Here is a 24,862-nt window from a genome sequence, read left to right as displayed (position 1 = left end):
GGCCAACAAGGCGACAGCCGCCGCTCATCCCTCGCCACACGAACGAGACCGCACCCGAGCGGACGCTCAGCTATCTGCGGATGCTCCAGGACACGCCGTCACTGCGCGCCCGGCACTTCGACAAGCAGCTGCTCTGGCAGGAGCTGATGGTCCCGGAGATCGCACGGCGACTCGGTGTCAGTCCCGACTGGCCGGAGGATCCCAGGCCGAGTGCCCTGGTCGCAGCCGCCGTCGCCTGTCTCGACGTGGCTTCGACGGGGTGGGTGACCTGCGCGGGAGCAGTTCCACTGACCGTGCTGCTCGACCGCGCGATGGGCGCATTCACGGACTAGCCCCCGCGGGTACCGCAACGTTCGTCTACGGCGACTCCGCAACCTGGGACACCGAGCAGGCCGCGACGGTCGCGGACACCCGGCTCTACGGAAAGGCGACCGCGCAAGCGTGGGATCGGCTGAACCCCTGACCACCGCCCTCCGCAAGCCCTGGGAGAAGCCGACCGAGCCGAACAAACTGTCACCCGCCCGCGTCCGCAGCGGGTTCAGGAACCTGCACGCGAAGACCGGCTCTCCGGCCAGCGCACCGAAAGCATCCCGCCCCGGCCCAGGCAGGCCGCCAGGCTCGAAGAACCGCCACCCGGCCATCCGCCACGACGTGGGCAGAGTCCTCACCGCCGGCGAGGCGTATGCCCGCCCCGCCCACCACAAGGTGGGCACTAAAACGCGACGCGCAGCATGAACTGCCAGCTCAAGACCTCTGAGCACTGATATGCCTCGCACCAGGCAGAATGAGCGGCATGGTCAACGAGGGGAACGACGGCTTCACGCTGCCGCGGGGGGCGACAGGTTTCTACCGGCCGGTGGACGGCCCGTTTCCCGAGACTGAACTGAAGGCGTTCCGCGCCGCTCTGTATGCCGCTGCCCGCGTCGCTGGAGGCGAGGTAGGTGAGGTGGAGGAACGGGTGTACCCCCGGACCTTCCACACCGCAACGGTCGTTGGACGCGAAGGCGAGACCGTTGTCCTATGCCACGCTCACTACCCCTGGGTAGCCTTCGCCAACGAACGGCGGGACTGGTACGGAGAGGACTTCCTCGCGCCGCCGGCGTGGGCTCACGTCTTCGCCAACGTGGGCTTCACGGTCCTGAGCAGCGAACGGCTCGCCACACCGCTCTCCGGCGTGGACACCTCAGTGCTCACGCAGGGTGAATGGCGTGAGGTCCGCTTCTACGGCATCACCACGTTGGGCGGAGTCCTCTTCAACGCCTGGGACTGACATACCGGCAGGAGGGGCGGTTCGACGCCGACCGTTAAATGACTTCCCAATCAGGAAGTCAAGCGGCCAGCGTGACTGGTGGTGCAGCTTGGTAGCACGCTCCGTCGCGCATCATGGCCCACAAGACATTGGCTCTGCGGCGGGCGAGCGACAGCACGGCCTGCTTATGCCCTTTCCCCTCGGCGCGCTTGCGTTCGTAGTACGCCCGTGACGCGGGGCACGAGCGCAGGCTGGCCATGGAGGAGAGATAGAAGGCCCGCAGGAGTCCGCGGTGGTAGCGGCGTGGTCGGCGCATGTTGCCGCTCACGCGGCCCGAGTCGCGAGGTACCGGTGACAGGCCGGCGAACGCCGCCAGACGGTCGGCAGTGCCGAAGGCTTCCATGTCGCCGCCGGTTGCGGCGATGAAGGTGGCTCCGAGCATGGCGCCCATGCCGGGCAGGCTGCGGATCACCCTGGCGTGCGGGTGATCGTGGAACCGGGCCTCGATGAGTGCGTCCAGCTCGGCGATCTCTTCTTCGAGGGCCATCACCCCCTTCGCAAGACGGGCCACCATTGACGCGGCCAGCGTCTCGCCAGGCAGCGAAGTGTGCTGGGCCTCGGCCGCCTCGACGACGGCCTGGGCGAGCGTGGTGGCACCTTTGACCTTGCGGTTCTTCAGCCAGGTTTCTATGCGCCTGACGCCGCTGCGACGGATCGCTGCCGGCGTCTGGTAGCCGGTCAACAGCAGGACGGGCCCTTTGTTCGTCAGGCTGAGGGCCCGCTCCAAAGCCGGGCAGATCTCCAGGAGTTGCTCTCGGAGCCGGTTGATCTGGCGGGTGCGGTCGTTGACGAGGTCCGTGCGGCGGCGGACCAGAATCTTGAGGTCGACGGCTATCTCGTCGCCTGGCCGGAGCACGCCGAGGTCATTGCGCATGCGGGCCTGGTCGGCAATGACGAAGGCGTCCTTGGCGTCCGTCTTGCTCTGGCCGCGGTAAGCAGTTGATGCCTGGTGAACAGCGAGGCCGGTGAGGTAGACCATCGGCTGGTCGTGGCCCAGCAGCAAGCCGATGAGAAGTGCGGCACCGCCGTGGTTGATGTCCACCGCCCACAACGCGTCCTCGGAAAGCGCGAGGACGTCGCCGATCAGCTCCAGGAGCGCGGACTCATCGTTCAGCACCCGCCGCGACAGCAGGCGCTCACCTTGCGCGTCGATCACCACGCAGTGGTGATGTTCCTTGCCGATGTCCACGCCAGCCCAGATCTCGGGCACGGTCACCTCCGCCAGCTCGTCGTCGCAACAGGCCCGCAGACGACCTCGCCGACGTTGTCCTACACAGCGATCGAGTCGCGTATCCCAATTAGCGGTCGGGTCGTCGCGGGGCCCCGGGCGGCCAAGTCATTTGAGCCATCCAACGGCGACAAGCTCACAGCCATACCCGGAACCCCCGGGCCCGACGATCTTACGAATGACCGCCTCAGACCCACGCTTGGAAGGTAGGACAAGCTCAGCCTTAATAGGGTGATCATGATGAGCTGATCCGACAGACTGGTTCGATGCGGCACGATGATGAACAGCCTTTGTCCGGTGGCAACGTCAGTGATGGTGTCGTTCGCGTCGGAGACACCGTTCGCCGTCCGGCCGGACCATGGACTCCCGCTGTGCATGCCCTGCTTGCCCACCTGCAGGAGGTGGGATTCGGCGCGGCGCCTCGTCCACTCGGCATTGACGATCAGGGGCGCGAGGTCCTGACCTTCATGCCGGGAGATGTGGTCTGGCCCGACCGGTTCTCGCTGATGGAACCCGCTCGACAACTGGCTCGCGTGGCACGGTTGATCCGGGACTTCCACGACGCCGTGCAGGACTTCACGCCACCCTCCGACGCGCGGTGGCAGACGCTGATCCCCGCTGAGGGCAGTGACATCATCGCCCACAACGACCTGGCCCCCTCGAACCTCGTGGTCGCAGACGAGGCGCGGTGGGCCTTCATCGACTGGGACACTGCAGGTCCCGGCTCGCGCCTGTGGGATGTCGCATACGCCGTTCACGGGTTCATCCCGCTGTCCGCGCATCCGGACTGGCAGAGCCCGGACGCGGCGGACCGACTGCGAGTCTTCGCCGACGCCTACGGTCTGGCTGAGTCCGAACGCCGTCGGTTGGTCCCGCTACTGGGGCGCCGTACGCGTTCCATGCACGACTTCCTGCGCGACCAAGCAGCCCAAGGAGCCCAGCCCTGGGCAAGGCTATGGGCTGAAGGCCACGGCGACGCCTGGCGCAACGACGCCGAATACATCGAACAACGCGAAGACCAGTGGATGCAGGCCCTGCTCACTGGCTGAGGCATAAGTGCCCGTGCCTGGCTCCTGGCATCGCACCCCTCGATGATGGGCAACGGCCTGTCGTGGTCTAGCCATGCGGCCCGGCGGGCCAGCCGCGGGTGCAGCAGATCCCACGCCTGCGCGGTCGCCTTCCCACAGAGCCGGGTGTCCATGACCGTCGCGGCCTGCTCGGTGGCCCAGCTTGCGGAGTAGCCGTAGACGAACTCGCCGCCGTGCTTGGGCGGCCGGCCGCCCTCGGGGTTCGACCGGCAGGTCATCCAACAGGTAGGCGATGCGCGGGGCGAACGCATCCCGCAGGGCGCCCTGATGCACCAAACTCACGACTACGGCCTTCGCAACTGATCCACTCTGTGACAGAGCACAGGATCAGACGAAGGCCGCCTACACGTCCGCCCAACTGCGAAAACGCTGATCAAGTTCGAGCCGCGTTCGACACCGGACGTTGAAACTCATGATGGCCACGGGCACCCTGCCGACGGTGGGGCCGCTCCCCCTCGGCGGCCCCACCCGGTGTCCGGACTCAGCAGCTGGCGAGCCACTTGTGGGACAGCACCTTGAGGCCGGGGCCGCCGCTGACGCCAGGGCCCTTCACGCCCTGTCCTATGCAGCCGAGATACCCCGAGTAGCCCGCTCCGGAATAGAGGCCGACTCCCTCGTACGAGGAAGAAGTCCCGTGGTTGTAGACCGACTTGACGTTGCGGTCGTCAGCCCATGAACACTTCACGGTCCCGCTGGTCCAGTCGCTGTCGGCATTGCTCCAAGTGCAGCGGTTTCCCGTGTAGTTGATCTGGTCCCAGACGCACAGGCTGCCGGAAGGGCAGTCACTCGCGGCGGCTTCGGCCGTACTCGGTGCCAGCAGGCCAAGAGCCGCCACCGTGGTGGCGACGACGGTCGCGCTCAGAGTCCTGCGGACTGTGCGTGTTGTGACGTTCATTCATGGTCCTTTCCCGTGTGTGATCCTTCCGGCGGAGAACACGTCTCGGGCCGGCCCCCTCGGCGGTGCGTGCACCGAATGTGGAATGCCGACCTTGTCGCGACCTTGTCGAAACCTTGTCCGACCGGACTTTCGACCGCTGGGCCCGCCGGAGTCGCGCGTGGCCGGACGCTCCGTGGAACCCGGTTGGCCTCCCCCGGAGGACCCCCATCGCACGGCTCCAGCTGCGGATCCCGCACCGGGCGGCACGGCGTGTGCTGCCCGCGCCGCGGATCGCCGAGCCGCCCGGACGTCTCGTTTCGGACCTCATCGGCGGGATCAATTCCCTTCGCCACCACATGACATGAGAACCTGGCGGGAGAGGGGTTCGGACGTAGCCGTCGAGGTGTGTGCCGACAGGGGGTCCTCGATGTTCGGGGCAGAGTTGTTCACCCAGACCGCCGCTGCCGCCGCGGGCACGATGGTCGGGCTGATGACCACGGATGCCTGGCAGGCGGCCCGGCAGCGGATGGCGAGGTTCCTGCGGCGGGAGGACGTCGAGCGGCTGGACCGGGTCCGGGCGGCGCTCGACGCGGCGCCGCCGGCCCGGCAGGAGATCATGCTGCGGGAGCAACGGCAGGAGTGGGACACCACCCTGCGCGGTCTGCTGGCCCACAATCCCGATCTGTCCGGTCTGCTGGCCGAGTTCGTGCAGGAGTTCTCCGGTTTCGCGCGCCCGGTGTTCATCCAGGTCCAGCAGGCCCAGGTCCCGCTGGAGCCCGTCCGCGCCCCCGGCGCGCTGACCGTGGCCCCTCCCCTGGGCCGGCTGGACCGCCGGGTGCGTGGCCGTGAGCCGCTCCTGGACACGCTCAAACAGCTGGTGGGCAAGCCGACTTCGGGTGTGCAGGTGCTGCACGGCATGGGCGGGAGCGGGAAGACGACGGTCGCGCTGGAGATCGCCGCCTACGCCGCCGCGCTGAACGTCGACGTGTGGTGGGTGACGGCGAAGAATCCCGCCACGCTGAGCGCCGGGATGCGCGAGGTGGTGGCCGCCCTCGGCACGCCCGCGGATCTCATCGACCGTGCCTGGTCTGGGCGTTCGAGCGCGACCGACCTGCTGTGGCGGCGGCTGTGCGACACCGCGAGCCCGTGGCTGCTGGTGGTGGACAACGCCGACGAGCCCGAACACCTGGCGCCCTACGGCCGGTTGGCGGAGGGCACGGGCTGGGTCCGGCCCGCCGCGGAGCTGCCCGGCCTGGTGCTGATCACCAGCCGGGACAGCAGCCCGAGGACCTGGGGGCCCTGGGCCACACTGCACTCGGTCGACGCCCTGGAGGAGGACGACGCCACCGAGGTGCTGTGGGACCTCGCCGGGGAGCGGGCCGGTTCACGTGAGGACGCCCGGCTGCTGACCCGGCGCCTCGGCGGGCTGCCGCTGGCGCTGCGCATCGCGGGCTCGCATCTCGCGGCGGCCTCGGCGTTCCCCGCCTGGCCGGGCACGACGACCGTGCGGACGTACGCCGACTACCGCGTGGCCCTCGACGAGCGCTTCACCGAACTCCTCGACGAGCGCCCGCCCGGGAGACAGGGCAGCAACTACTCCGTCCCGGTGACCGGTACCTGGGAGCTGTCGCTGGACCTCCTGGAGCGGCGGGGCATCGCCCAGGCCCGGCCGCTGATGCGGCTGCTGTGCTGTCTGGGCGAGGCACCGGTGCCGCTGGTCGGCCTGCTGCGCCCCGACCGGCTCGCGGACTCGTCGCTGCTGCCCGGTGTCACACCCCAGGAGCTGTACACCGCGCTCACCTCGCTGGCCGACTTCGGTCTGATCGAGCTGCACACCCCGCCCGGCGGCGACGACCACACGCGCACCCTGCTGATGCACCCGCTCGTCCGGGACGCTGGCCGGCTCCAGCGGGACCTCGCCGAGCACATGAGGGAGTACGCGGCCGTCGTCGCCGACCTGGTGGTGTGCGCCACCGCCGAGCTCAGCGAGGACGACCCGCGCGACTGGCCGCGCTGGCGGCTGCTGCTCCCGCACTGCGACGCCCCGCTGCCCCTGATCGGCGACCCGTACGAGGCGGACGACCAGCTGGTCTCGAAGGCGCTGCGCGCGGCGGCGGCCGGGGCCAGGCATCTGATCCGGCGGGGCTGGCTGGACCGGGCGGAGGAGGTGCTCGGGGCGTGTGAGCCGGTGGTGCTCGCCTGCGGTCCGCGCGACCCCGACGCGCTCGAAGTACGGTCCGCGGCAGCCCACTTGCTGCACCTGCGGGGCCGGCTGCCGGCGGCGGAGTCGCTGCTCCGGACGGTGCTGGAGGACACCCGGGCCCTGTTCGGAGACTCGGCCGGCGAGACCGCGGACGTCCGGTACGCACTCGCGAACCTGCTGGGCGGCCGGGGCCGGCCGGTGGAGGCGGAGACCGAGTACCGCGCGGTCCACGCCACCCGCCGGGCTCTGCTGGGCGAGCGCGACTCCCGGACCCTCGCGGCCCGCAAGGGCGTGGCCTGGATGGCCCGGTACCGGGGGTTGCTCGCGGAGGCCGAGGAGGAGTACCGCCTGCTGTTGGACGCCTACCGGGAGACACTCGGCCCGAACCACCCCGACACCCTGGTCACCCGGCACGAGATGGCGCAGGTGCTGCACGAACGCGGCATGTTCCGGCAGGCCGAGCAGGAGCTGCGGGAGACGCTGCAGGTGTGCGCGGACGTACTGGGCGAACGCCACCCGAGCACCCTCGCCGTGCGCCACGACCTCGCGGACGTCCTGCGCGACCGCGGCCTGCTGGTGGAAGCGGAGCACGAGTTCCGTGCGGTGCTCGGGCTGCGCGCGGACGCGTACGGCGAGGACCACCCGGAGACCGTGGCCGCCCGGCACGGCCTGGCCACCGTGCTGCGCGACCGGGGCTGGCCCACCGACGCGGAGAGCGAGTTCCGGGAGGTCTTCGAGGTCCAGCGCAGACTGCTCGGCGACATGCATCCGCACACCCTGGTGGTCCGCCACAACCTGGCCGACCTGCTGATGGAGCGGGGTCAACTGGAGGCGGCGGAAGCGGAGTTCAGGGAGGTGTACGCGGCACGCCGGGTGGTTCTCGGCGAGCAGCACCTGCTCACCCTCTCGGTACGGCACGGCGCCGCGCACGTCCTGCACCTGCGGGGCCGTACCGAGCGGGCCGAGACCGAGTACCGCACGGTCCTCGCGGACTGCGTGGAGACCCTGGGCCCTCGTCACCCGGGCACGCTCGCGGTCCGCCACAACCTCGCCGACCTGCTCAAGGACCAGGGCCGACTCGCCGCTGCGGAACAGGAGTTCAGGGAGGTCTACGAGGCCCGTCGGACCGTACTGGGCGAACAGCACCTGCTCACCCTCTCGGTACGGCACGGCGCCGCGCACGTCCTGCATCTGCGCGGGCATGTCGAGCAGGCGGAGGCGGAGTACCGGACGGTGCTCGCGGACTGTGTGGAGACGCTGGGGCCTCGGCACCCGGGGACTCTGTCGGTACGGTACAACCTGGCGGGGCTGCTGTGCCTCAAGGGTGAACTCGCCGCCGCTGAGGCGGAGTTCACGGAGGTGCGGGAGGCCTGCGAGGAGGTGCTGGGGTCACGGCATCCACGGACCCTGGCCGCTCAGGAGGCCCTCGCCCGCCTGCGGTCCGAGGATCAGGCGCCCAGGGACCCGGACTCGGCGACGGCGGGCTCGTAGCCCGGGAAGCGTGCCGGGATCTGCGCGAGGTCCCACAGGGCGAGGATCTTGTCGTCGTAGAAGTCGTCGGACTCGTCGTCGCCGATGACCTGGAGCGGTTCGGGCAGTCCGAAGGGGGCCAGCCGGAGGTTGATCGGCCGCCACCAGCCCGTGACGATGTCGGTGTTGGCGGCCGTCCGGGAGAAGGTCGTGGTGAGCAGATAGCGCGAGCCGCTCTCCCGGAAACGGGTCAGCGCCTCCACCACATGCTGATAGGAGAAGTGCACGAGGGCGTCCCGGCAGACGATGAGATCGACGCGCGGCACGGGCTGGGCGGTGAAGTCCAGGAGCTGGAAATCCCGCCCCGGGCCGGGGTGGTGGGCTCGGTTGGCCGCGACGAGTTCCGCGACGACGTCCCCGCCGAGGTAGGAGGCCCCGTGCAGTTCCACGTGCTGCATCCAGTTCAGGTCGCCGCACGGCGCGTCCAGCACCGAGCGGACCCCCAAGTCCCCGATGAGGGCGCCGAGTCGGGCGACGACCCGCTTCATGCGCTGCAGCTCGGAGCCCGGTCCGGAGCGGGTCTCGTCGGAGCCCCAGCGGTTGGTGCGGTAGATGTCCGTGAACACGTCGTGCAGGTCGGCCTCGTCACGGGCGTCCGTGGCGTCGAGGTAGCGCCTGGCCTCCACGTCGTAGACGGGCTCCCCAGGATTGCTCAGGTACCGCGGGGTCAATGACGTCCTCTTTCGCTGCCCGTCGGCGGGACGTACGGCAGCCCACCGGTACAACTCGGCAGCATAACGCTCCTCAGGGCCGGACCTGGATGAGCGCATGCGTCCCGCCGGTCCGCCAGCGCCGCCCCTCCGCCTCGGTCAGCGCGGCCTCCGTACGCCCGTCGAGCCCGGTGATCACATCGGACTTCAGGGTGCGCAGGGCGGCGACCGGTCCCGGGAAGTACGCGGTCACGTCGGCGAAGGGAGTGGTCGGCGTCCACCACCGGTCGCCCACCAGACGCCGGTAGTTGAGGTCTCCCTTCAGGACGGTGAGCGCGGCCCCGCCGATCTCCGTACGAAGGTCGTCCGGCATGTCCGCGTAGGGCAGCGGAGCGCAGGAGTACGCGTGCGCGCGCACGTCGAGCCGGCCGTCGGCCATGGCGTCCCACAGTCGGCGCCCGTACGCCGCGGCCTCGCCCGGCGCCCGGGTGAGCCGGCGCAGTGCGTCGACCACGTCGGCGGTGGTCGCGTCGGAGACGTAGTAGGGGTACGGCTTCACGTGCAGCACGGCCCGTTCGATTCGCCCGTGTTCGAGGAGGTGGGCGAGGAGGAGCAGATCGGGGATGAGTTCACGCCCGGCGTTGTCGGCGATGAGGCAGAGGGTGCCGGCGCCGCTCAGCAGCGACCAGAACCGCTCGCTGTCGTCGGCGACCAGTTCGGGCACGGCGTCCCGCCCTTCGGCGTCCCCGTCGGAGAGCCGGAATCCGAGGTCGGCCCGGTTCCCCCACAACGACCCGTGCAGCAGGGCCGTCCCCCGCTCCTCGACCGACAGGCCGGCGAGCCCGTCGAGCGCCGCCAGCTCTTCGTCGGTCTCGCGGGAGTCGAGCTCGGCGAGCTTGGAGGGCCGGAACGGGTCGATGCCGCGCCAGGGCCCGTCCCCGAAGTACCCCACGGCGTCGAGAAGCCGCCGGTAGAAGTAGCTCTCGGACCAGAGCCACGGCACGTCGAACCAGGACTGCCCCACGTGGGCGTCGATGCCCCACTCGCCCCACGCCCCGCCCGGAAGCGGCTCGATCACCCCCTTGGTGCAGCTGTCGAGCAGCGCGTCGAGCGCGCGGTGCTGCGGGGGACCGTAAGGAGAGGCCTCCCGCACCTGCCCGATGATCGCGGGATGCCGCTCGGCGAGCACGCCGTACGGAAAGGAACCGGGTTCATTGCCGAGGATGACGGCGGCACCGATGGACATGCACCGACTGTAGCCACGAACCGGCTCACCCGGCGCTCCGAGCCTCCTGCTCCAGCTGACTCACCAGCGCCAGATACCGCGCCCGCCTCGGCACTGGCACCAGCCCCCGGATCATCACGTGCCACATCTCCGCGAGCCGCCGCGGCTGCCGCCCGACGGGCTCCAGATGCCGCCCCACCACCCGCGTCCCGACGAAGAAGCAGACGAGCGAGTGGGCCATCGCGTCCACATCGGTGTCCGGATGGAGGTCGGATTCCTTGACCGCCCCCATCAGCTTCCCCGTGGCCAGCTCCAGCCACTCCGTGAACGGGTGCCGCAGCGGCGGCCGCACCTCGACTCCCCCGGTGGCGAGCCGGAGCCCGGCCCGGAGCACCGGCCCCTCGACCGACAAGCGCGCTATCCCGAAGGTGATGCGGACCAGCGCTTCCAGCGCGGTGCACCCCCGGGCGTCCACGTCCCCCGCCAGCTGCCGCGAGGCCCGCGACTGGATCTCCAGGATCGCGTGCGCGAGATCGTCCTTGGCCGCGAAGTGGAAGTACAGGGCGCCTTTGGTGACTTGGGCGTGCGCGACGATGTCGCTGAGACTGGTCGATTCATAGCCTCGACGGTCGAACAGATCGGCGGCGGCGCTGATGATCGTCGCTCGGGTCTGTTCAGCGCGTAACTGCCTCGGCATCGACTGCACACTCCTACGGAAAAGAACGGGTCATGCCGTTTGTTTCTTACTCCCTGTACACGATAACTCACCCTGCGGCGACACCCACCCGGCACTCGAAGACCACCGACTCCCCTTGCAACGCGACGACTTGTACGTCGGCGCCGGCCTCCTCGCTCACTTCCATCCAGACCGGCCGGTCGAGCTCCGCGTACTGGTGGAACGCGGTGCGGAACGACACGGCCGCCCGGCGCTCCTCCCCTCCGTGTGCCTGAACGGCCTGGCGGGCGGCCTCCAGGAGGAGCATGCCGGGGATGTGGTCCAGGGGGTGGTCGAAGAAAACAGGATGTGCGGTATCGACCCGGAGGCGCCAGCGGCCGGGGCGGGCACCGGGCGAGAGGAGGACGTCGGCGCGCAGGGCCCGCCCCACCGTTCCGGCGGCCAGTGGCGGTGGCAGCGGCCGCGGCAGCCGCAGGGCGCCGACGTCCGCGGTACGCCCTCCGCGCAGTCGGCGGTAGACGGACTCGTTCGTCCAGGTCACAGCGATACCGCCGGTCGCGACCCGCTCACCGCCCAGACGTACGACGGCCTCGTAGCGGAGTGCGGCCGGGCGGCCGGCGCGGCGGCGGAGCTCCGCGACGGTGATGTCGATGACGGGTTCGGCGGGGGCGGTGCCCACGGCCAGGTGCTCCGGATGCGTGTCGACCTGCAGTTCCTGGAGGACGAACTGATGGCCGAGGGGGACCTCGTACGCCGCATGAGCGAGCAGCGCACCGCACTGGCGGACCGTTTCTGCAACCAACAGCGGCTCGTACGCCGAGCGGTCCGGGGACACGTGTAACTGATGGGCGCGCGGCCACTGCGCGGTGATGGTGAACCGGTCGGCGTCCGTCCTGGTCCAGCCCGTGAGGAGGATCTCCGCGACGGCCACGCGGTGCACGAACTCACGGGGTACGGTCGCCGTCAGGAGCCCGGACCCGGGCCGGGCCTGCGTGAACTGCCGTAACTCTGGCATGTCTCCCCCTCGTTCCTCCGAAGCGATGACGGACGGTGAGGTGCCCGTGCCGGTGAGCGATAGAGTACGAGGGATTCCGGTCTGTTTTCAATGTGACCTGATCGAGACCGGACAAGATCCGAACTCGGCGCATGGGAGGGGTTCTTATGGCGAGACAGGAGCGCGCCATCAGGACACGCAGGACGATCGTGGAGGCCGCGGGCGCCGTCTTCGACGAGCACGGGTACGCCGCGAGCACCATCGCGATGGTGCTGGAGCGGGCCGAAGTCACCAAAGGCGCCCTGTACTTCCACTTCTCCTCCAAGGAGTCGCTGGCCCAGGCGGTGCTCGACGAGCAGCTGTCGCTGGGGGCCGTACCGCCGCATCCGTGCAAGGTGCAGGAGATCGTCGACATGACGTTCGTCTTCGGACAGCGGCTGCGGACCAACTCCCTGCTGAGGGGAAGTGTGCGGCTGACGGTGGACCAGTGCGCACCGCCCGGCGTCGATCACACGGGGCCGTTCCGGCAGTGGAGCGAGAATCTGGCGGCGATGCTGCAACAGGCCCGGGAACAGGGCGAGTTGCTGCCGACCGTAGAGACGCGGGACACAGCGGACCTGCTGGTCGGGGCGTTCGCCGGGGTGCAGTTGATGTCTCGGGCGCTGCACGGGCGGGAGGATCTCGGGCACCGGATCTCCGTGATGTGGGCCCATCTGCTGCCGAGTATCGCGGTGCCGGGGCTGCTGATCGGCCTCGACAGCCGGCCCGACCGCGGGGCCCGGGTGCTGGCGTCCGTCGCGAGCGGTGAACTGGTGGGCGCCGAGGCGTGATCGGGCGTGGCCGTTTCAGGGGCCGCTCACGAGAGGGGCCGGCCAGTGCCCCATCCACACCGGCCGGCCCACCCGTTCGGGGGACGTTCGCTCAGAAGGTGAGCTTCCAGCCGTTGAGCGTGCCCGTGTCCTGCGCGGCCGTGTCCTGGACGCGGAGCTTCCAGGTGCCGTTGGCCGTCTCGGAGGAGGCGTTCACGGTGTAGGTGGTGTTGACGTTGTCGGCGGAGTCCGAGGAACTCGCCGCCTTCAGGCTGTACACCGTGCCGTCCGGGGCGACGAGGCCGATCACCAGGTCTCCGCGGTAGGTGTGGGTGATGTCCACGCCGACCTGGAGGGCCGAGGGGGCGTTGCCGCTACGGCCGCTGACGGCGATGGGGGACTCGATCGCGGAGCCGTTGTCCGGGATGGCGACGGCGGTGGTGCTGGAGAAGGTCGTCCCCGTCGTCGTACCGCCGCCGCTCACGGCCGCCACCGTCTTCGCCGCGTCCGCGAGGCCCGCGCCGCAACCGCCGGAGCAGGCGCCCGGCAGCGGACGGGCGTTGTTCTTGATGGCGGTCTCGATCTGCGCCGGGGTCAGCGCGGGGTTCGCCGACTTGACCAGCGCGACCAGGCCCGCGATGTGCGGGGTGGCCATGCTGGTGCCCTGGTAGTAGGCGTACGACTCCGAAGACGGCGTCGAGGCACCGGAGTTGAGCGTGGAGAGGATGCCGTTGGCGGTGCCGGTGCTGGTCTGGCCGCCGGGCGCCGAGATGTCCACGAGGGAACCGTAGTTGGAGTAGGAGGCCTTGGCGCCGGAGCGGTTGGTCGCGGCGACCGAGATGATGTTGTTGCAGTTGCCCGGCGAGTGGCCGGAGACGTTCTCGTTGTCGTTGCCGGCGGCCACGACGACGGTCGTACCGCGGCCGACGGCGTTGTTGATGGCGGTCTGGGTCGCCGAGGTGCAGGCGCCGTCGCCGCCGAGGCTCATGTTGATGACCTTGGCGACGTTGGTGTTGGCGGGCACGCCGGAGACGGTGCCGCCGGACGCCCAGGTGATGGCGTCGATGATGTCGGAGTCGTAGCCGCCGCACTTGCCGAGGACGCGCACCGGGGAGATCTTCGCGCCGTACGCGATGCCCGCGACCCCCTTGCCGTTGTTCGTGACCGCGGCGATCGTGCCGGCGACGTGCGTGCCGTGCCACGAGGAGCTGGAGGCCGGGATGCCGGAGCCGCACTCGTTGGCCGCGTAGTAGTCGCCGGGGTCGGCGGGGTTGCTGTCGCGGCCGTCGCCGTCGACGGAGACCGCGGTGTCGGAGATGAAGTCGTAGCCGCCGACGATGTTCGCGGCGAGGTCGGAGTGGGTGACGTACCCGGTGTCGATGACGGCGACGGTGACGCCACTGCCGGTCGAGGTCGCCCAGGCGCCCGGCACGTTCATGCCGGCGGTGGACTCGAACAGGTCCCACTGCTTGGCGTACTCGGTGTCGTTCGGGTCGGCCTGCGGCTTGTTGAGGCGGTCCGGTACGACGTAGGCGACCTGCGGGTCGGCCTTGAACTCGGCGACGGCGTCGGCGACTTCGGCCTTGCTGGGGTCCGCGCCCAGGTCGACGAGGGCGGCTCCGGTGCCGAGTCTGCGCTGGAAGTCGGCGTCCTTGGCGGCGGCGTCGGCCTCGGCGGCCTTGTTCGACGTGGCCTCGGCGGCGCCGGACCTGTAGCCGACGATGAGGCGCTCGGCCTGGACGCCGGGGGCGGCCTCGGTGAGCGCGGCCGGGACGGCGGCCCGCTGGGCGGGGGTGTCCTGGGCGGCGGCGACGGAGGCCGTACCTACGGAGAGCAGGGCCGCGGAGACGGCGGCGGCGGATATCAGCTTCCGCCGGAGGGAAGGGGAGGTACGCAAGGGCTTGCCTTTCGTGGCCGTGCTCCGGGCAGCGCGGAGCAGCAGTCGAAGCGCTTCGTCGATGAAGCGGCGGGGGGTGAAGCCAAGAGCGCGGGGGGGCCGGCTGGCCGGAAGTGGGGGGGGAAGCGTGGCCCGTTCGGGGTTGCCTGTGGGTCAGCTGTGGTCGAACGATAGGCAAAGAGCAGGTCATGCGGATACAGGGGAAACCCTTGATCAGGCCAGGAACACACCCTCTACGGTGGCCGGTTGACCGGGGATGGCCGCTTTGCCCGCGTCTGCTCGGAGGCGGACGAGCCGTGCGCCGGTGAACGCGGGAGGCCCGCGCCCCGTACTGCACGGAAGCCCGTTCGTTCCCGCGCCGCCCGAGGAGGCGTTCCGGATGGCCCGGATGCCCTGGACAACCGCCCGTCGTACAAGTGCCGCGCTCGCCGCCCTGACCCCGTTCCTGCTGACCGTGTTCGCCGCGGCGCCCGCGCAGGCCCACGGCGCTCCCACCGATCCGGTCAGCCGGGTCTTCGCCTGCTCCCCCGACGGCGACTCCTCGGGCACGGCCGCGTGCCGGGCCGCCGTGTCGGCGAACGGCTCGCCGTTCACGGCGTGGGACAACCTGAGGGTCGCCAACGTGAACGGCCGGGACCGGCAGACGATCCCCGACGGCAAGCTGTGCAGCGGCGGGCTGCCCGCCTACAAGGGGCTCGACCTGGCCCGCTCCGACTGGCCGGCCACACGCCTGTCCCCCGGTGCGACGCTGACCATGAAGTACGCCTCGACGATCCCGCACACCGGCACGTTCCGCATGTACCTCACCGAGCCCGGTTACGACCCGTCGAAGCCGCTGAAGTGGTCCGACCTGCCGGAGCAGCCGTTCGCCGAGGTGAAGGACCCGGCGCTGACGGGCGGCGCGTACCGGATCGGGATGACGCTGCCGAAGGACCGGACCGGTCGGCAGGTGCTGTACACGATCTGGCAGAACAGCAGTACGGCGGACACGTACTACTCGTGCTCGGACGTGGTGTTCCCGGCGGCGGCCGGGGACAGCGGTGCCGGGGCGGGTGCCGCCGCTTCCCCGACACCGTCGAAGACCGCGAAGAAGGAGCCCGCGAGGAGTCCGGCGCCGACCACCGCGGCCGCGGTCGCCTCGCCGACCCCTTCCGTGGCGCGTTCGGCGGCCGGTGCCGTCCCCGACTCCACTCCGGTGGCCGCCGACGCCGATCCCGGCTCCGGTCCTTCCGCGCCCATGCTGGCGGGCGGCGCCGCCGGGGTACTGGTGCTCACCGGTGGCGCCGCCCTGGCGCTTCGTCTGCGCCGACGCTGAACTACGTGGTTACGGAGTTCAGTTGACGTAGACCGGCTGGCCGTCGGCGGTCACCGGGCTGTACTTCGCGGTCCAGAAACCGCTGGCGGGGCAGAGCGAGGAGCCGGACGTCCGGGTGAACTGCTGGTTGGCGAACTTGATGCTGTTGTCGCTGTTGTCGGCCGTGCCGGACAGGCCGGCCGCCGCCTGGTAGACACAGCTGACGCTGCCCAGCAGGGTGCGCAGCACGACGGTGGTCTGGATGGCGGAACCGCTCGCCGGGGTCACGGTGACGGAACCGCCGGAGGACACATCGGTGGTGTACGCCAGGTTGTTCACCGTGATGCTGGTGACGCCGAGGACACCGACCACGTTGGAGGAGCAGCCGCTGAAGGTCTGCCCGGTCAGGGACTCGGTGGCGGTGCCCGGCGCGGTGGGGTTGCTGCCGACCGTGGCGTTGAAGGTGGACGCCGTGCAGGTGATCCCGCTGGTGCCGGTCGAGCTGGAGTAGAGGGTCGCGGTGGTGCCACTGGCCAGGGACGCGCTGATGGCCGTGCCCTCGGCGACGGGGGCGCCGCCGACCGACCCGGTGGTGAGGACCGCGACGTCGTCCGCCGCGGCGGGGGCGGAGGCGGCCACGGCCACGGGGAGCGCGAAGGCGGCGGCAGCGGCGGTGAGGGAGAGCAGAGAACGCATACGCATGCGGGGGTGCCTCTTTCGTGAGGTGAGGGTGGGTGTGGGGGGGCGCGGACGCGCGGCGGCGTCCGCCGTTGCCGACCCGTCACGCCTTCTCCGTACGTGACGGACCGGCAACGGCATCAGGCCGGTGACCGGCCGGACGCCCAATGGGGGAGGGCTCCGGCCGGACCGGGCGAGAGATGGCGAGCCCGATACGGCCCAGGGGGGAAACGGCCGGTTCGGGTGCCGTGGTGGGTCGGACTCGGGCGGTGAAGAGCCCGTGATGGACAACTCGTCCGGGAACGCGGGCAGATGCCGCCCGACGGCTTGGATCCGGCGCCACGGATCTGGGGAAGCCAGGGAGAGTTGTAGACCTGATCATCCGTCAACGTCAAGGTGCCGTAAGCGAGTTGATCATCAATCGACGGGTTTTTATCACCGCTGGAGGCGTTGTCGATCACGGGTGGCACATAATCGACACCCTTTACTCACAACTTGCTTGACCCACGGCCGTAACCGCCGGTAACTTCCGTGGCATTACTGCGGAGTACGGGAAAGCCCTTCCAGCCGCCGGGGGTTGAAAGGAGAGGTACGCCGCAGCCACCGTCCGCGCCAGGACAACAAGCCACTGAAGCCGCACATCCGCACGTGAGCATCACTTGCGTTGACTATGCCCCTGGGAGCAGCACATGGCCTCGTCCGTCGGCACCACCTCCGAGACCCCCGAAAGCGGTTCCACCCCCGAAGCCCCCGACAGCCCCGCAAGACGCGGGCGGGTCCGGGGCCGCCGGGCCGCGATCATGGCCGTGCCGGCCGTCGCGATCACCGCGGGTCTCGCGATCATGACCGCCGAGGGCGCGCTCGGAGTCCAGTTCGCCATCTCCGGCATGCCGTTCGTGGTCACCGCGACGCAGATGGACGGCACCGGGTTCGAGCAGTTCGGCGGACTCGACAACATGGCGGACAACAGCCCGAACGCCGGCGACACCGGCGGCCAGGTCCTGGTCGTCACCTCCGTCATCAAGAACGCGACGATCACCAAGCTGTGCCAGAGCGTCGACCTGGGCGGCACCAACCTGCTCATCAAGGCGGGCGCCGGTGACAAGAAGGTCGAGGCGACCGACCTGACCCTGGACTCGACCGATCTCACCGGTGACGCGTCCTTCAACAACATCGAGATCGGCAACGACGCCAGCACCCTCACCAAGGGCGGCGTGAAGGGCCCCCTCGGCGTCTTCAGCCAGCAGGCCGACACGGTGCACATCGCCAACCTGCGCCAGACCAACTACGCCACCACGGCGGCCGTGTTCAAGCTGCCCGGCCTCAAGCTCAGCTTCAGCGGCACGGGCTGCTGATGGAGGGCCAGGAGCCCGTGAGCGGGCATGAGGCTCCGCGCGTACAGCAGCCTGTGGCCGACCAGGACGCGTTCACTCGCTGGGTGTATGGACGGCCGTTCTTCGGCGGGCTGTGGCTCACCCTCGGCGGGGCATGGATCCTGCTCACGATGAAGGTCTCGCTGAAGGTCGTCCTGCACGTCGGGATGCAGGGTCTGGCGGGTTACCTCCTGCCGTCCCTGATGGTGCTGCTGGGGTTGCTGATCCTCTTCAACCCCGCTCAGCGCCTGTTCTACTCGATCACCGGCGTCCTGATCTCCTTGGGCACCTGGGTCACCTCGAACATGGGTGGCTTCATGGTCGGCCTCCTGCTGGGTGTCGTCGGAAGCGTCCTGACCTTCGGCTGGCTGCCCGACCAGGAGCCGCGGGTGAGCCGCCGCGAGCGGCGCGGGCAGGCACGGCAGGTACCGCAGGACGGGCCGGCGACCGACACGGGACAGGCCGGTACCGACCCCTACACGGCTCAGGCCGTGACAGCCGCCGGCACACCGAGGGCCGCCCAGTAACCCGGACGTGCGGTCCGCTCCCGCAGCAGGCGCACGCATCCACCTTCCCCTCCAGGGGCCCGGACCGCGCAGGCACGCCCGTCACACACCGGGCGGCCTGCGCGGTTCGACGCGCTCCTCGACCGCCGTGCCGCCGTCGCGCATGACGACGCAGGCACTCTGTCGGGCAACTCGGTCACTGACACGGGTGCCGCAGCGCGATCCGTCCCGCCGCTGTCCTGCGCCCGGTGGCACCGGTCTCCCCTCCGGCGGGACAGGGCGGCGGGGACGACCTGGCGGGGCGTCTTTGCCCGGCACCGTCGGCCGCCCGCCACGGCCGCGGCCTCACCGCCCTGGAGCGATGGCGTCAGGCGGGCTGTGGGGCGGGCGTCGCCGGAGCGGCCGCGGCTGTGCGGGTCTCACGCATCATCAGCAGGCCGTTGACCACCATCACTGTCGCGGTCAGGCAGTGGACGCCGAGTGCGGTGGCCACGGAGCCGTGGTGGGCCAGCACTGTGGTCATGTCGCCGTAGGCGGCGAAAGACTCCACCAGCAGCACCCAGCCCAGGGCCCGGCGGTGGCCCGTCACCAGCAGGACGCCCAGGACCAGGGCCAGGGTGACGTCGCGGATTCCCTTGATGATCAGGAAGCCGCCGCCGTCGCCGGACGGCCAGTTCGGCAGGCCGAAGCCCGGCGCCGTCGTCTGCGGGCTCAGGATGAACTCGCCGCCGAACCAGAGGATGAAGAGGACGAGGGCGGCGACCAGGACGGTGTTGATCTTCTTCAGGGACATCGTTCTTCTCCTTGGGCTCAGGCGAGGGCGGTGACCAGCAGGGCGAAGGCGGCGATGATGACGGCGACGCGGACGTAGTGGAAGCGCTCCCAGCGATTGAGCTGCTGCTTCCAGTCGGCGGGCCGGTTGTCGGGGGTCCACGTCTTGTTCCGGTTGTTGATCGGCACGAGCAGCAGGATCGACATGACCACGCTGAGGGTCAGCAGCGCGCCGGCGGTGACGACGAGGCCGGCGCCGTCGTGGTCCCACCCGGCGCCGGCCCAGATGCCGACGAGGACGAGTGAACCGATGTACCAGACCGGCATCACGGCGCCGAGCATCCGGCCCCCGTGGGCATGGCCGAGTTGGCTGCTGTCCTCCGGGAGGGCGTCGAGGATCCGGTTCATGACGAAGGCGACGGAGAACTCCACCCCCACCATCAGGCCGACGACCACGGTGGTGACGACCTCGAGTGCGTTGAGCATGAGAATCCCTCCCGGAATCTAGTGTTGCTAGCCGATGAGGCAACGCTAGACCTTCTGCCGCTCCCTTGTCTAGCGGTGCTAGGATCGAAACATGTCGGTACAGGAACGCAAGCAGCGGGAACGGGCGGAGCGCGAGCGCCTCATCGTGGCGACGGCCCGTGAACTCGCTGAGCAGCAGGGCTGGGACGCGGTCACCACCCGCCGCCTCGCCGAGAGCATCGAATACAGCCAGCCCGTCCTCTACAGCCATTTCCGCGGCAAGCGCGAGATCATCGGTGCCGTCGCCCTCCAAGGCGCCACAGAACTGGCCGCGACGGTGCGGACCGCGACCGCCGCCGTGGACGGGCCGCGCGAGCGGGTCGCCGCCCTCGCCCGCGCCTACCTCGACTTCGCCGAACGCAACCCGGCGGTCTACGACGCCATCTTCCAGCTCGACGGCGGTCTGGCGTACGCGCAGGAGGACACCCCGGAACCCCTCAAGGACGCCTTCGCCGCGCTGCTGGAGTGCCTCGGCGAGGTCGCCGGGGACGGTGTCGACCCGGGGCTGTTCACCGAGGTGTTCTGGGCGTCCCTGCACGGGGTGGCGACTCTGACCCGGTCGGGACGGCTGCCGCGGGAGCACACCGAGTCGAGGGTGGAGCTGCTGGTGGACCGGCTCGCCATGGTCTGACCGCAATCCCGGCGAACACGCAGCCGGGGCCTCGGCCCCGCCGCCGGTCACCTGCGGCGTCGGTCCCGGTCACTCGCTCCCAGACGGCGCGGCCGCGGATCGCCGGGCGGCCATAGCCCTGACGGGGCGCCCCCGCGCCGCAGCCGACGACGGTCAGCGTGAGGGGCAGGGCCCAGGTGATACGCGCCCGGTGCCGCCGAGTGACAGACGGCCACGGACGCGCACAGGCCGGACAGCGGCACACCCAGCCCCCGTACATCCCGCGGCGCCTCCATCGTCGTACGCGGTACGCCCCCGCCGCCCACGAGGCCACCGCCGGCCTGAGCGGCCACCGGACGAGGGCGAGGTCCGACTGAACCCATCGATGCCCAAGCCCAGTTGCGGCGGGAACACCACGACGGTCATGACACCGTTCGTCACCGCGAAGAACACTGTGGGAGGCCACCGGCGCGGCCGGGAAGTCCCGGTGGGCGCACACCGGGGCGCGTGAAGATCATTACGATGCGGAACCGAGAAGTCACTACAAGGGGCTGATCACTTGACTACCGGCCGTCACACGCGGTTGGCTCCTGGCCAGTGAAAGTTCAATCGGCCGCCGCGCCCGCGTTCCGGCCGCACTTTCGCGTTCCGCCTGCGAGGCCGCACAGCGAGGTGCCGCAACCCATGAACACTCCTCCCCCACCTCGGACTTCCTTGAGATCCCTGCGCTTGGCCGCCCTCACCTCCGTCGTCCTCCTGCTGCTCGCCGGCTGCTCCGGCGCCGGCGACGACTCCCGGCTCGACACCGGCACGGGCGTGGCGAAGGGGGCGGGCGCGGCGGGGCTGAAGATCGCCCTGATCACCCACGGCGGTGAGGGGGACGCCTTCTGGGAGCTCGTGCGGAAGGGGGCCGAGGCAGCCGCCGCGAAGGACGGTGTCGAGTTGACGTACGCCAACGACTCCGATCCGGCAGGGCAGGCCCGCCTGGTGCGCGACGCGATCAGTGACCGGGTCGACGGCATCGCGGTGACCCTGGCCAAGCCGGCCGCGATGCGGGCCCCGGTGGCCGCGGCGCGGGCGGCGGACATCCCGGTGGTGGGCCTCAACTCCGGTATCGACGCCTGGAAGGCGCAGGGGCTCCTCGAGTACTTCGGCCAGGACGAGATCGTGGCCGGCGCGGCCGTCGGGGACAAGCTGAACGGCCTGAGGGTCAAGCACGCGCTGTGCGTCATCCACGAGCGGGGCAATGTCGCCCTGGAGGCGCGCTGCGCCGGTGTGAAGAAGACGTTCGGCGGCCAGACCGAGAACCTGTACGTGGAGGGGACCGACCCCGAGGCCGTGGACACCGTCCTCACGGCCAGGCTGCGGCAGGACCCCGGGATCGACGAGGTCGTCACGCTCGGCGCGCAGTTCGCGCTGGACGCCGTGGACTCGGTGAAGGCCGCCGGGAGCAGGGCCCAGGTGGCCACCTTCGACCTCAACAACGACCTGGCCAAGGCGATCCGCGCCGGAAGCGTGCAGTTCGCGGTGGACCAGCAGCCGTATCTGCAGGGTTACCTCGCCGTGGACTCGCTGTGGCTGTACAAAACCAACGGCAACGTCAGCGGGGGCGGCGTGGCTCCCGTGCTCACCGGACCCGCGTTCGTCACCCGGACGAACGTCGCCGCGGTCGCGAGGTTCGCCGCGGCCGGCACGCGGTGACCTCCCCTTTCGACAACCGCTCCCCCCGGAACAGCCCACCCCGCTCTCACTGACCGCCCAAGGACGACCATGCCCGACCGGAAAGGCGCCCGGCGCCGCCTCGGCTCCATACGTCTCTCCCTCATCATGCTGGCGCTGGTGCCGAGCGTCACGCTCGCCGCGATGTGGGGTGTGACCACCACGCAGTTGTTCGCGGAAGGCCTACGGCTGCGCTCGCAGACCGAGCTGAGCCGGTCGACCGGCGCGATGGGCACCGAGACCACGCTCGCGCTGCAGGGGGAACGCGCGGTGTCCGCCGCCTGGCTGGCCAAGGTGCCCGGTTCCCGGGCCGCCCTGGACGAGAAGCGGGCGGCCACGGACGCGGCGGTCGCCGAACTCGTGGGGCAGTCCGAGAAGATCCAGCAGGCGCCCGCGCGCATCACTGACCAGCTGTACTCGGTCCTCGGCTCGGTGGGCAGCCTGGAGTACTACCGCGACCAGGTGGACCACCCCACCGACATCACCGCCGAGCAGGCTCTCGACCAGTACACCTCGATCATCGACGACCAGATACACGCCTTCCAGCAGCTCTCGCAGGTCGACGACGGTGACCTCACCTCGCAGGCCGGGCCGCTCGTCGCCCTCGAACACGCGGCGGAGCTGACCTCGCAGGAGGATGTGGCGCTCACCCTGGCCTGGCCGTCCGGGCATCTCGACGAGAGGGCCTGGGAGCACTTCGTCCAGCTGGTGAACACGCGCCGGTGGCTCGTCGAGGACCAGATCGTGCCCGCGCTGAGCGGCGAGGCGAAGACGCAGACCCAGCGGATCCTGGCGAGCGGGGACTGGCGGACCCTGACGACGGTCGAGGACCAGGTCCTCGCCGCGCGGCCGGCCGGCGGCACGGGGAAGGTGGCACTGCCGGACGCGGGAAAGCGGTGGGCGGACGCGATGGAGAAGGTCTCCGTCCGCTACACCGCCCTCATCCGGCAGCAGACCTCGGGGCTGCTGACCCGGAGCGCGGACAAGGCGCACGAGCAGCTGCTGACGGCGGCCTCGCTCAGTGCGGGCGGGCTGATCGCCCTGCTGGTGTGTCTCGTCATGTCCTGGCGGATCACCCGTTCGCTGTCCCGGCGGCTGCGGGGCCTGCGGGAGGCCACGCTGGGCCTCGCCCAGGAACGGCTGCCGGACGTGGTGGCACGACTCGAGCGGGGCGAGAAGGTCGACATCGACCGGGCGGCGCCGGAGTTGGACTACGGCTCGGACGAACTGGGGCAGGTGGCCAAGGCGTTCAACGCGGCACAGCGGACGGCCGTGGTGACCGCCGTCGAACTCGCCGACACCCGGCGGGGGTTCCAGAAGGTGATCCTCGGGATCGCCCGGCAGAGCCAGAACCTGGTCAACCTCCAGCTCAGCCGGCTGGACACGCTGGAGCGCGAGCACCAGGACCCGGACGTGCTGTCGGGGCTGTACGAACTCGACTCCACGGCAAGCCAGTTGCGGCGGTACGAGGAGAACCTGGTCATCATCAGCGGCGGCCGGCCGCGGCGCAGCTGGACCGAGCCGGTCGCGCTGATCGACATCCTGCGCAGCGCGGTGGGTGAGGTCGCCGAGTACCAGCGGGTGGAGGTGCACACCGAGGAGGAGGTCTGCCTGGCCCCGCCCGCGGTGGCGGACGTGATCCACCTCCTGGCCGAACTGATCGAGAACGCCACGCTGTACTCCCCCGCGCCGAGCCCCGTCTCGGTACGGGCCGGGCTGGTCGCCAAGGGTCTGGCCGTCGAGGTCGAGGACCGGGGCCTCGGCATGTCGGAGGACGAGTACGCCGCCTTCAACTCCCACCTGTCCGAGGCCCCCAAGTTCGACGTGGTCGCGCTCGCCGACGATCTCCGCCTCGGCATGTTCGTCATCGCCCGCCTCGCCGACCGCCACGGTATCCAGGTGACCCTGCGTTCCTCGCCGTACGGCGGGACGACGGCGATCGTCCTGATCCCGCACGAGATCGTGGTACGGGAGGAGAACGAGCCGGAGGGCCGGCGTGAGGTGACGGCAGCGGTGAGCACGGGTCCGGCGGCCGACGGGCCGGATCCGACTTCGGCTCCGACGGGCGCGGGGCGCGTGGCCGGCCCGGCGGGGGCCGGAACCTCGGCCGGCAGCGAACGTACGGCGGCCTGGACGGACGCCTCACGCTCGGGGGGCCGGGGTGGCGACCCCGCGAACCCGGCGGCCGATCCTGCCGGTGTGCGGGACGCGGAGTCGCCGGTCGGTACGGGACTCACGGCGGACTCGGCCGAGGCCCCTGCGGACCCCGCGGACATCCCGGGACCCCCGGCCCCGGACGAGCCGGGCGGTGTGCCGGACCCGGAGTCGGCGGCCGGGGCGGTGTCCGGCCGGACGGGGATCCGACCGCTCCCCGCGGCGCGGGACACCCCCACCCCCCGCCCGGACGGCCTCACCCCGCTCCCCCGGCGGGTCCCGCAGACCAGTCTCGCCGTCGAACTGCGCGACGAGGCCCCGGCCACCTGCCCGGAAGAGGACGCCGACGAGTTCACCGCGGACCGGGCGGCCTCCTCGCTCGCCGGATTCCAGCGCGGCACGCTCCGCGCCCGGGACGAGGACGACCTCCTCGACACCCCCCAGGACCCGACGGCGCGGCCCACCCCCACCGCCGTACCAGAGAAAGCGACCACCGACGAGACCGACCCGCTCGACACCCCCGAAAACCTGACCACCCCCGCCAAGCCACAGGACCCACCCGTCACCGGAACACACGCCCCGCACGACCCGCCCCCCACCGCCGTACCGGAGAAAGCGACCACCGACGGGACCCGCCCGCTCGACAGCCCCGAGGACGTCACCACCGCCGACCCGCACGGCCCGCCCCGCACGCCGGAGGCCCCCGTCGCCGCCCGTACTCCCCACACCGATCGCTCATGAAGGAC

General features: G+C 70.6%; 21 protein-coding genes and 1 pseudogene. 12 read left to right on the top strand and 10 right to left on the bottom strand.

Annotation, left to right across the window (positions count from 1 at the left end; translation table 11 throughout):
- The first annotated feature begins 80 nt into the window (after window positions 1-80).
- The 3 genes and pseudogenes from ABZT06_RS05255 to ABZT06_RS05245 all read left to right on the top strand — a co-directional run bounded on the left by ABZT06_RS05255 (window position 81) and on the right by ABZT06_RS05245 (window position 1,270).
- Entirely contained in the window at window positions 81-332 is a 252-nt protein-coding gene (locus ABZT06_RS05255; RefSeq protein ID WP_355735055.1) for a hypothetical protein, read from the top strand.
- Window positions 333-471: 139 nt separating this feature from the next.
- Window positions 472-735, top strand: a pseudogene (locus ABZT06_RS05250) (transposase); the annotation flags it as partial.
- Between the two features lie 58 nt (window positions 736-793).
- Complete coding sequence (locus ABZT06_RS05245; RefSeq protein WP_355735052.1) at window positions 794-1,270, top strand: hypothetical protein; 477 nt, start codon at window positions 794-796, stop codon at window positions 1,268-1,270.
- Between the two features lie 58 nt (window positions 1,271-1,328).
- On the opposite strand, the gene ABZT06_RS05240 is transcribed toward ABZT06_RS05245, so the two are convergent.
- The gene (locus tag ABZT06_RS05240; protein ID WP_355735049.1) at window positions 1,329-2,525 is read right to left on the bottom strand and encodes an IS110 family transposase; all 1,197 of its coding nucleotides are present in this window, start codon (window positions 2,523-2,525) and stop codon (window positions 1,329-1,331) included.
- Window positions 2,526-2,803: 278 nt separating this feature from the next.
- Between ABZT06_RS05240 and ABZT06_RS05235 the strand changes: the two genes are divergently transcribed.
- Window positions 2,804-3,586 (top strand): phosphotransferase, encoded by a 783-nt coding sequence (locus ABZT06_RS05235; protein WP_355735047.1) that lies wholly within the window; start codon window positions 2,804-2,806, stop codon window positions 3,584-3,586.
- A 520-nt stretch (window positions 3,587-4,106) separates the two neighbouring features.
- Here ABZT06_RS05235 and ABZT06_RS05230 read toward each other — a convergent pair.
- Window positions 4,107-4,520: a peptidase inhibitor family I36 protein gene (locus tag ABZT06_RS05230; protein WP_355735044.1), complete on the bottom strand. Its 414-nt coding sequence runs from the start codon at window positions 4,518-4,520 to the stop codon at window positions 4,107-4,109.
- 409 nt (window positions 4,521-4,929) lie between these two features.
- Here ABZT06_RS05230 and fxsT point away from each other — a divergent pair, with 409 nt between their 5' ends.
- Entirely contained in the window at window positions 4,930-8,196 is a 3,267-nt protein-coding gene (gene fxsT, locus ABZT06_RS05225; RefSeq protein ID WP_355735041.1) for an FxSxx-COOH system tetratricopeptide repeat protein, read from the top strand.
- Here the strand turns inward: fxsT and ABZT06_RS05220 are convergent.
- From ABZT06_RS05220 to ABZT06_RS05205, 4 genes are all read right to left on the bottom strand, one after another.
- Window positions 8,154-8,906, bottom strand: coding sequence for a class I SAM-dependent methyltransferase (locus ABZT06_RS05220; RefSeq protein ID WP_355735038.1), 753 nt, complete (start codon window positions 8,904-8,906; stop codon window positions 8,154-8,156). The genes fxsT and ABZT06_RS05220 overlap by 43 nt on opposite strands.
- 73 nt (window positions 8,907-8,979) lie before the next feature.
- The gene (locus ABZT06_RS05215) at window positions 8,980-10,131 is read right to left on the bottom strand and encodes a damage-control phosphatase ARMT1 family protein (RefSeq protein WP_355735035.1); all 1,152 of its coding nucleotides are present in this window, start codon (window positions 10,129-10,131) and stop codon (window positions 8,980-8,982) included.
- Window positions 10,132-10,156: 25 nt separating this feature from the next.
- Window positions 10,157-10,807, bottom strand: a complete 651-nt coding sequence (locus tag ABZT06_RS05210; RefSeq protein WP_355735032.1) for a ScbR family autoregulator-binding transcription factor — start codon at window positions 10,805-10,807, stop codon at window positions 10,157-10,159.
- Window positions 10,808-10,874: 67 nt separating this feature from the next.
- A complete protein-coding gene (locus tag ABZT06_RS05205; protein ID WP_355735029.1) occupies window positions 10,875-11,801 on the bottom strand; it encodes a ScbA/BarX family gamma-butyrolactone biosynthesis protein in 927 nt (308 codons plus the stop codon).
- A gap of 146 nt (window positions 11,802-11,947) precedes the next feature.
- On the opposite strand from ABZT06_RS05205, the gene ABZT06_RS05200 reads away from it, so the two are divergent.
- Window positions 11,948-12,610: a ScbR family autoregulator-binding transcription factor gene (locus ABZT06_RS05200; RefSeq protein ID WP_355735026.1), complete on the top strand. Its 663-nt coding sequence runs from the start codon at window positions 11,948-11,950 to the stop codon at window positions 12,608-12,610.
- A gap of 91 nt (window positions 12,611-12,701) precedes the next feature.
- Here ABZT06_RS05200 and ABZT06_RS05195 read toward each other — a convergent pair whose 3' ends face one another.
- Window positions 12,702-14,486, bottom strand: coding sequence for a S8 family serine peptidase (locus ABZT06_RS05195; protein ID WP_355735023.1), 1,785 nt, complete (start codon window positions 14,484-14,486; stop codon window positions 12,702-12,704).
- 379 nt (window positions 14,487-14,865) lie between these two features.
- Here ABZT06_RS05195 and ABZT06_RS05190 point away from each other — a divergent pair, with 379 nt between their 5' ends.
- Entirely contained in the window at window positions 14,866-15,801 is a 936-nt protein-coding gene (locus ABZT06_RS05190) for a lytic polysaccharide monooxygenase (RefSeq protein WP_355735020.1), read from the top strand.
- An 18-nt stretch (window positions 15,802-15,819) separates the two neighbouring features.
- Here the strand turns inward: ABZT06_RS05190 and ABZT06_RS05185 are convergent, their stop codons facing one another.
- Window positions 15,820-16,482, bottom strand: coding sequence for a Tat pathway signal sequence domain protein (locus tag ABZT06_RS05185; protein ID WP_355735017.1), 663 nt, complete (start codon window positions 16,480-16,482; stop codon window positions 15,820-15,822).
- 665 nt (window positions 16,483-17,147) lie between these two features.
- Between ABZT06_RS05185 and ABZT06_RS05180 the strand changes: the two genes are divergently transcribed.
- Both ABZT06_RS05180 and ABZT06_RS05175 read left to right on the top strand, forming a co-directional pair.
- Complete coding sequence (locus ABZT06_RS05180; RefSeq protein WP_355735014.1) at window positions 17,148-17,813, top strand: DUF6230 family protein; 666 nt, start codon at window positions 17,148-17,150, stop codon at window positions 17,811-17,813.
- Complete coding sequence (locus ABZT06_RS05175) at window positions 17,813-18,358, top strand: DUF6114 domain-containing protein (protein WP_355735011.1); 546 nt, start codon at window positions 17,813-17,815, stop codon at window positions 18,356-18,358. The genes ABZT06_RS05180 and ABZT06_RS05175 overlap by 1 nt, the downstream gene beginning before the upstream one ends.
- Before the next feature lie 346 nt (window positions 18,359-18,704).
- On the opposite strand, the gene ABZT06_RS05170 is transcribed toward ABZT06_RS05175, so the two are convergent.
- Together ABZT06_RS05170 and ABZT06_RS05165 are read right to left on the bottom strand one after the other, a co-directional pair.
- A complete protein-coding gene (locus ABZT06_RS05170) occupies window positions 18,705-19,130 on the bottom strand; it encodes a DUF4267 domain-containing protein (RefSeq protein ID WP_355735008.1) in 426 nt (141 codons plus the stop codon).
- A gap of 17 nt (window positions 19,131-19,147) precedes the next feature.
- Entirely contained in the window at window positions 19,148-19,594 is a 447-nt protein-coding gene (locus ABZT06_RS05165; protein WP_355735005.1) for a DUF1772 domain-containing protein, read from the bottom strand.
- Window positions 19,595-19,685: 91 nt separating this feature from the next.
- Between ABZT06_RS05165 and ABZT06_RS05160 the strand changes: the two genes are divergently transcribed.
- From ABZT06_RS05160 to ABZT06_RS05150, 3 genes are all read left to right on the top strand, one after another.
- The gene (locus ABZT06_RS05160; RefSeq protein WP_355735003.1) at window positions 19,686-20,264 is read left to right on the top strand and encodes a TetR/AcrR family transcriptional regulator; all 579 of its coding nucleotides are present in this window, start codon (window positions 19,686-19,688) and stop codon (window positions 20,262-20,264) included.
- Window positions 20,265-20,927: 663 nt separating this feature from the next.
- Window positions 20,928-21,944 carry a substrate-binding domain-containing protein gene (locus tag ABZT06_RS05155; protein WP_355735000.1) on the top strand — a complete coding sequence of 339 codons (1,017 nt, stop codon included), beginning with the start codon at window positions 20,928-20,930 and terminating at the stop codon, window positions 21,942-21,944.
- Window positions 21,945-22,013: 69 nt separating this feature from the next.
- Window positions 22,014-24,857 carry a nitrate- and nitrite sensing domain-containing protein gene (locus tag ABZT06_RS05150; protein ID WP_355734997.1) on the top strand — a complete coding sequence of 948 codons (2,844 nt, stop codon included), beginning with the start codon at window positions 22,014-22,016 and terminating at the stop codon, window positions 24,855-24,857.
- Window positions 24,858-24,862: the final 5 nt, after the last annotated feature.

It is taken from the genome of Streptomyces sp. NPDC005483, from assembly GCF_040606035.1.
Taxonomy (GTDB): Bacteria; Actinomycetota; Actinomycetes; order Streptomycetales; family Streptomycetaceae; genus Streptomyces.
Note: the sequence above shows the minus strand (reverse complement) of the source record. Positions and strands in the feature narration are given on the sequence as shown.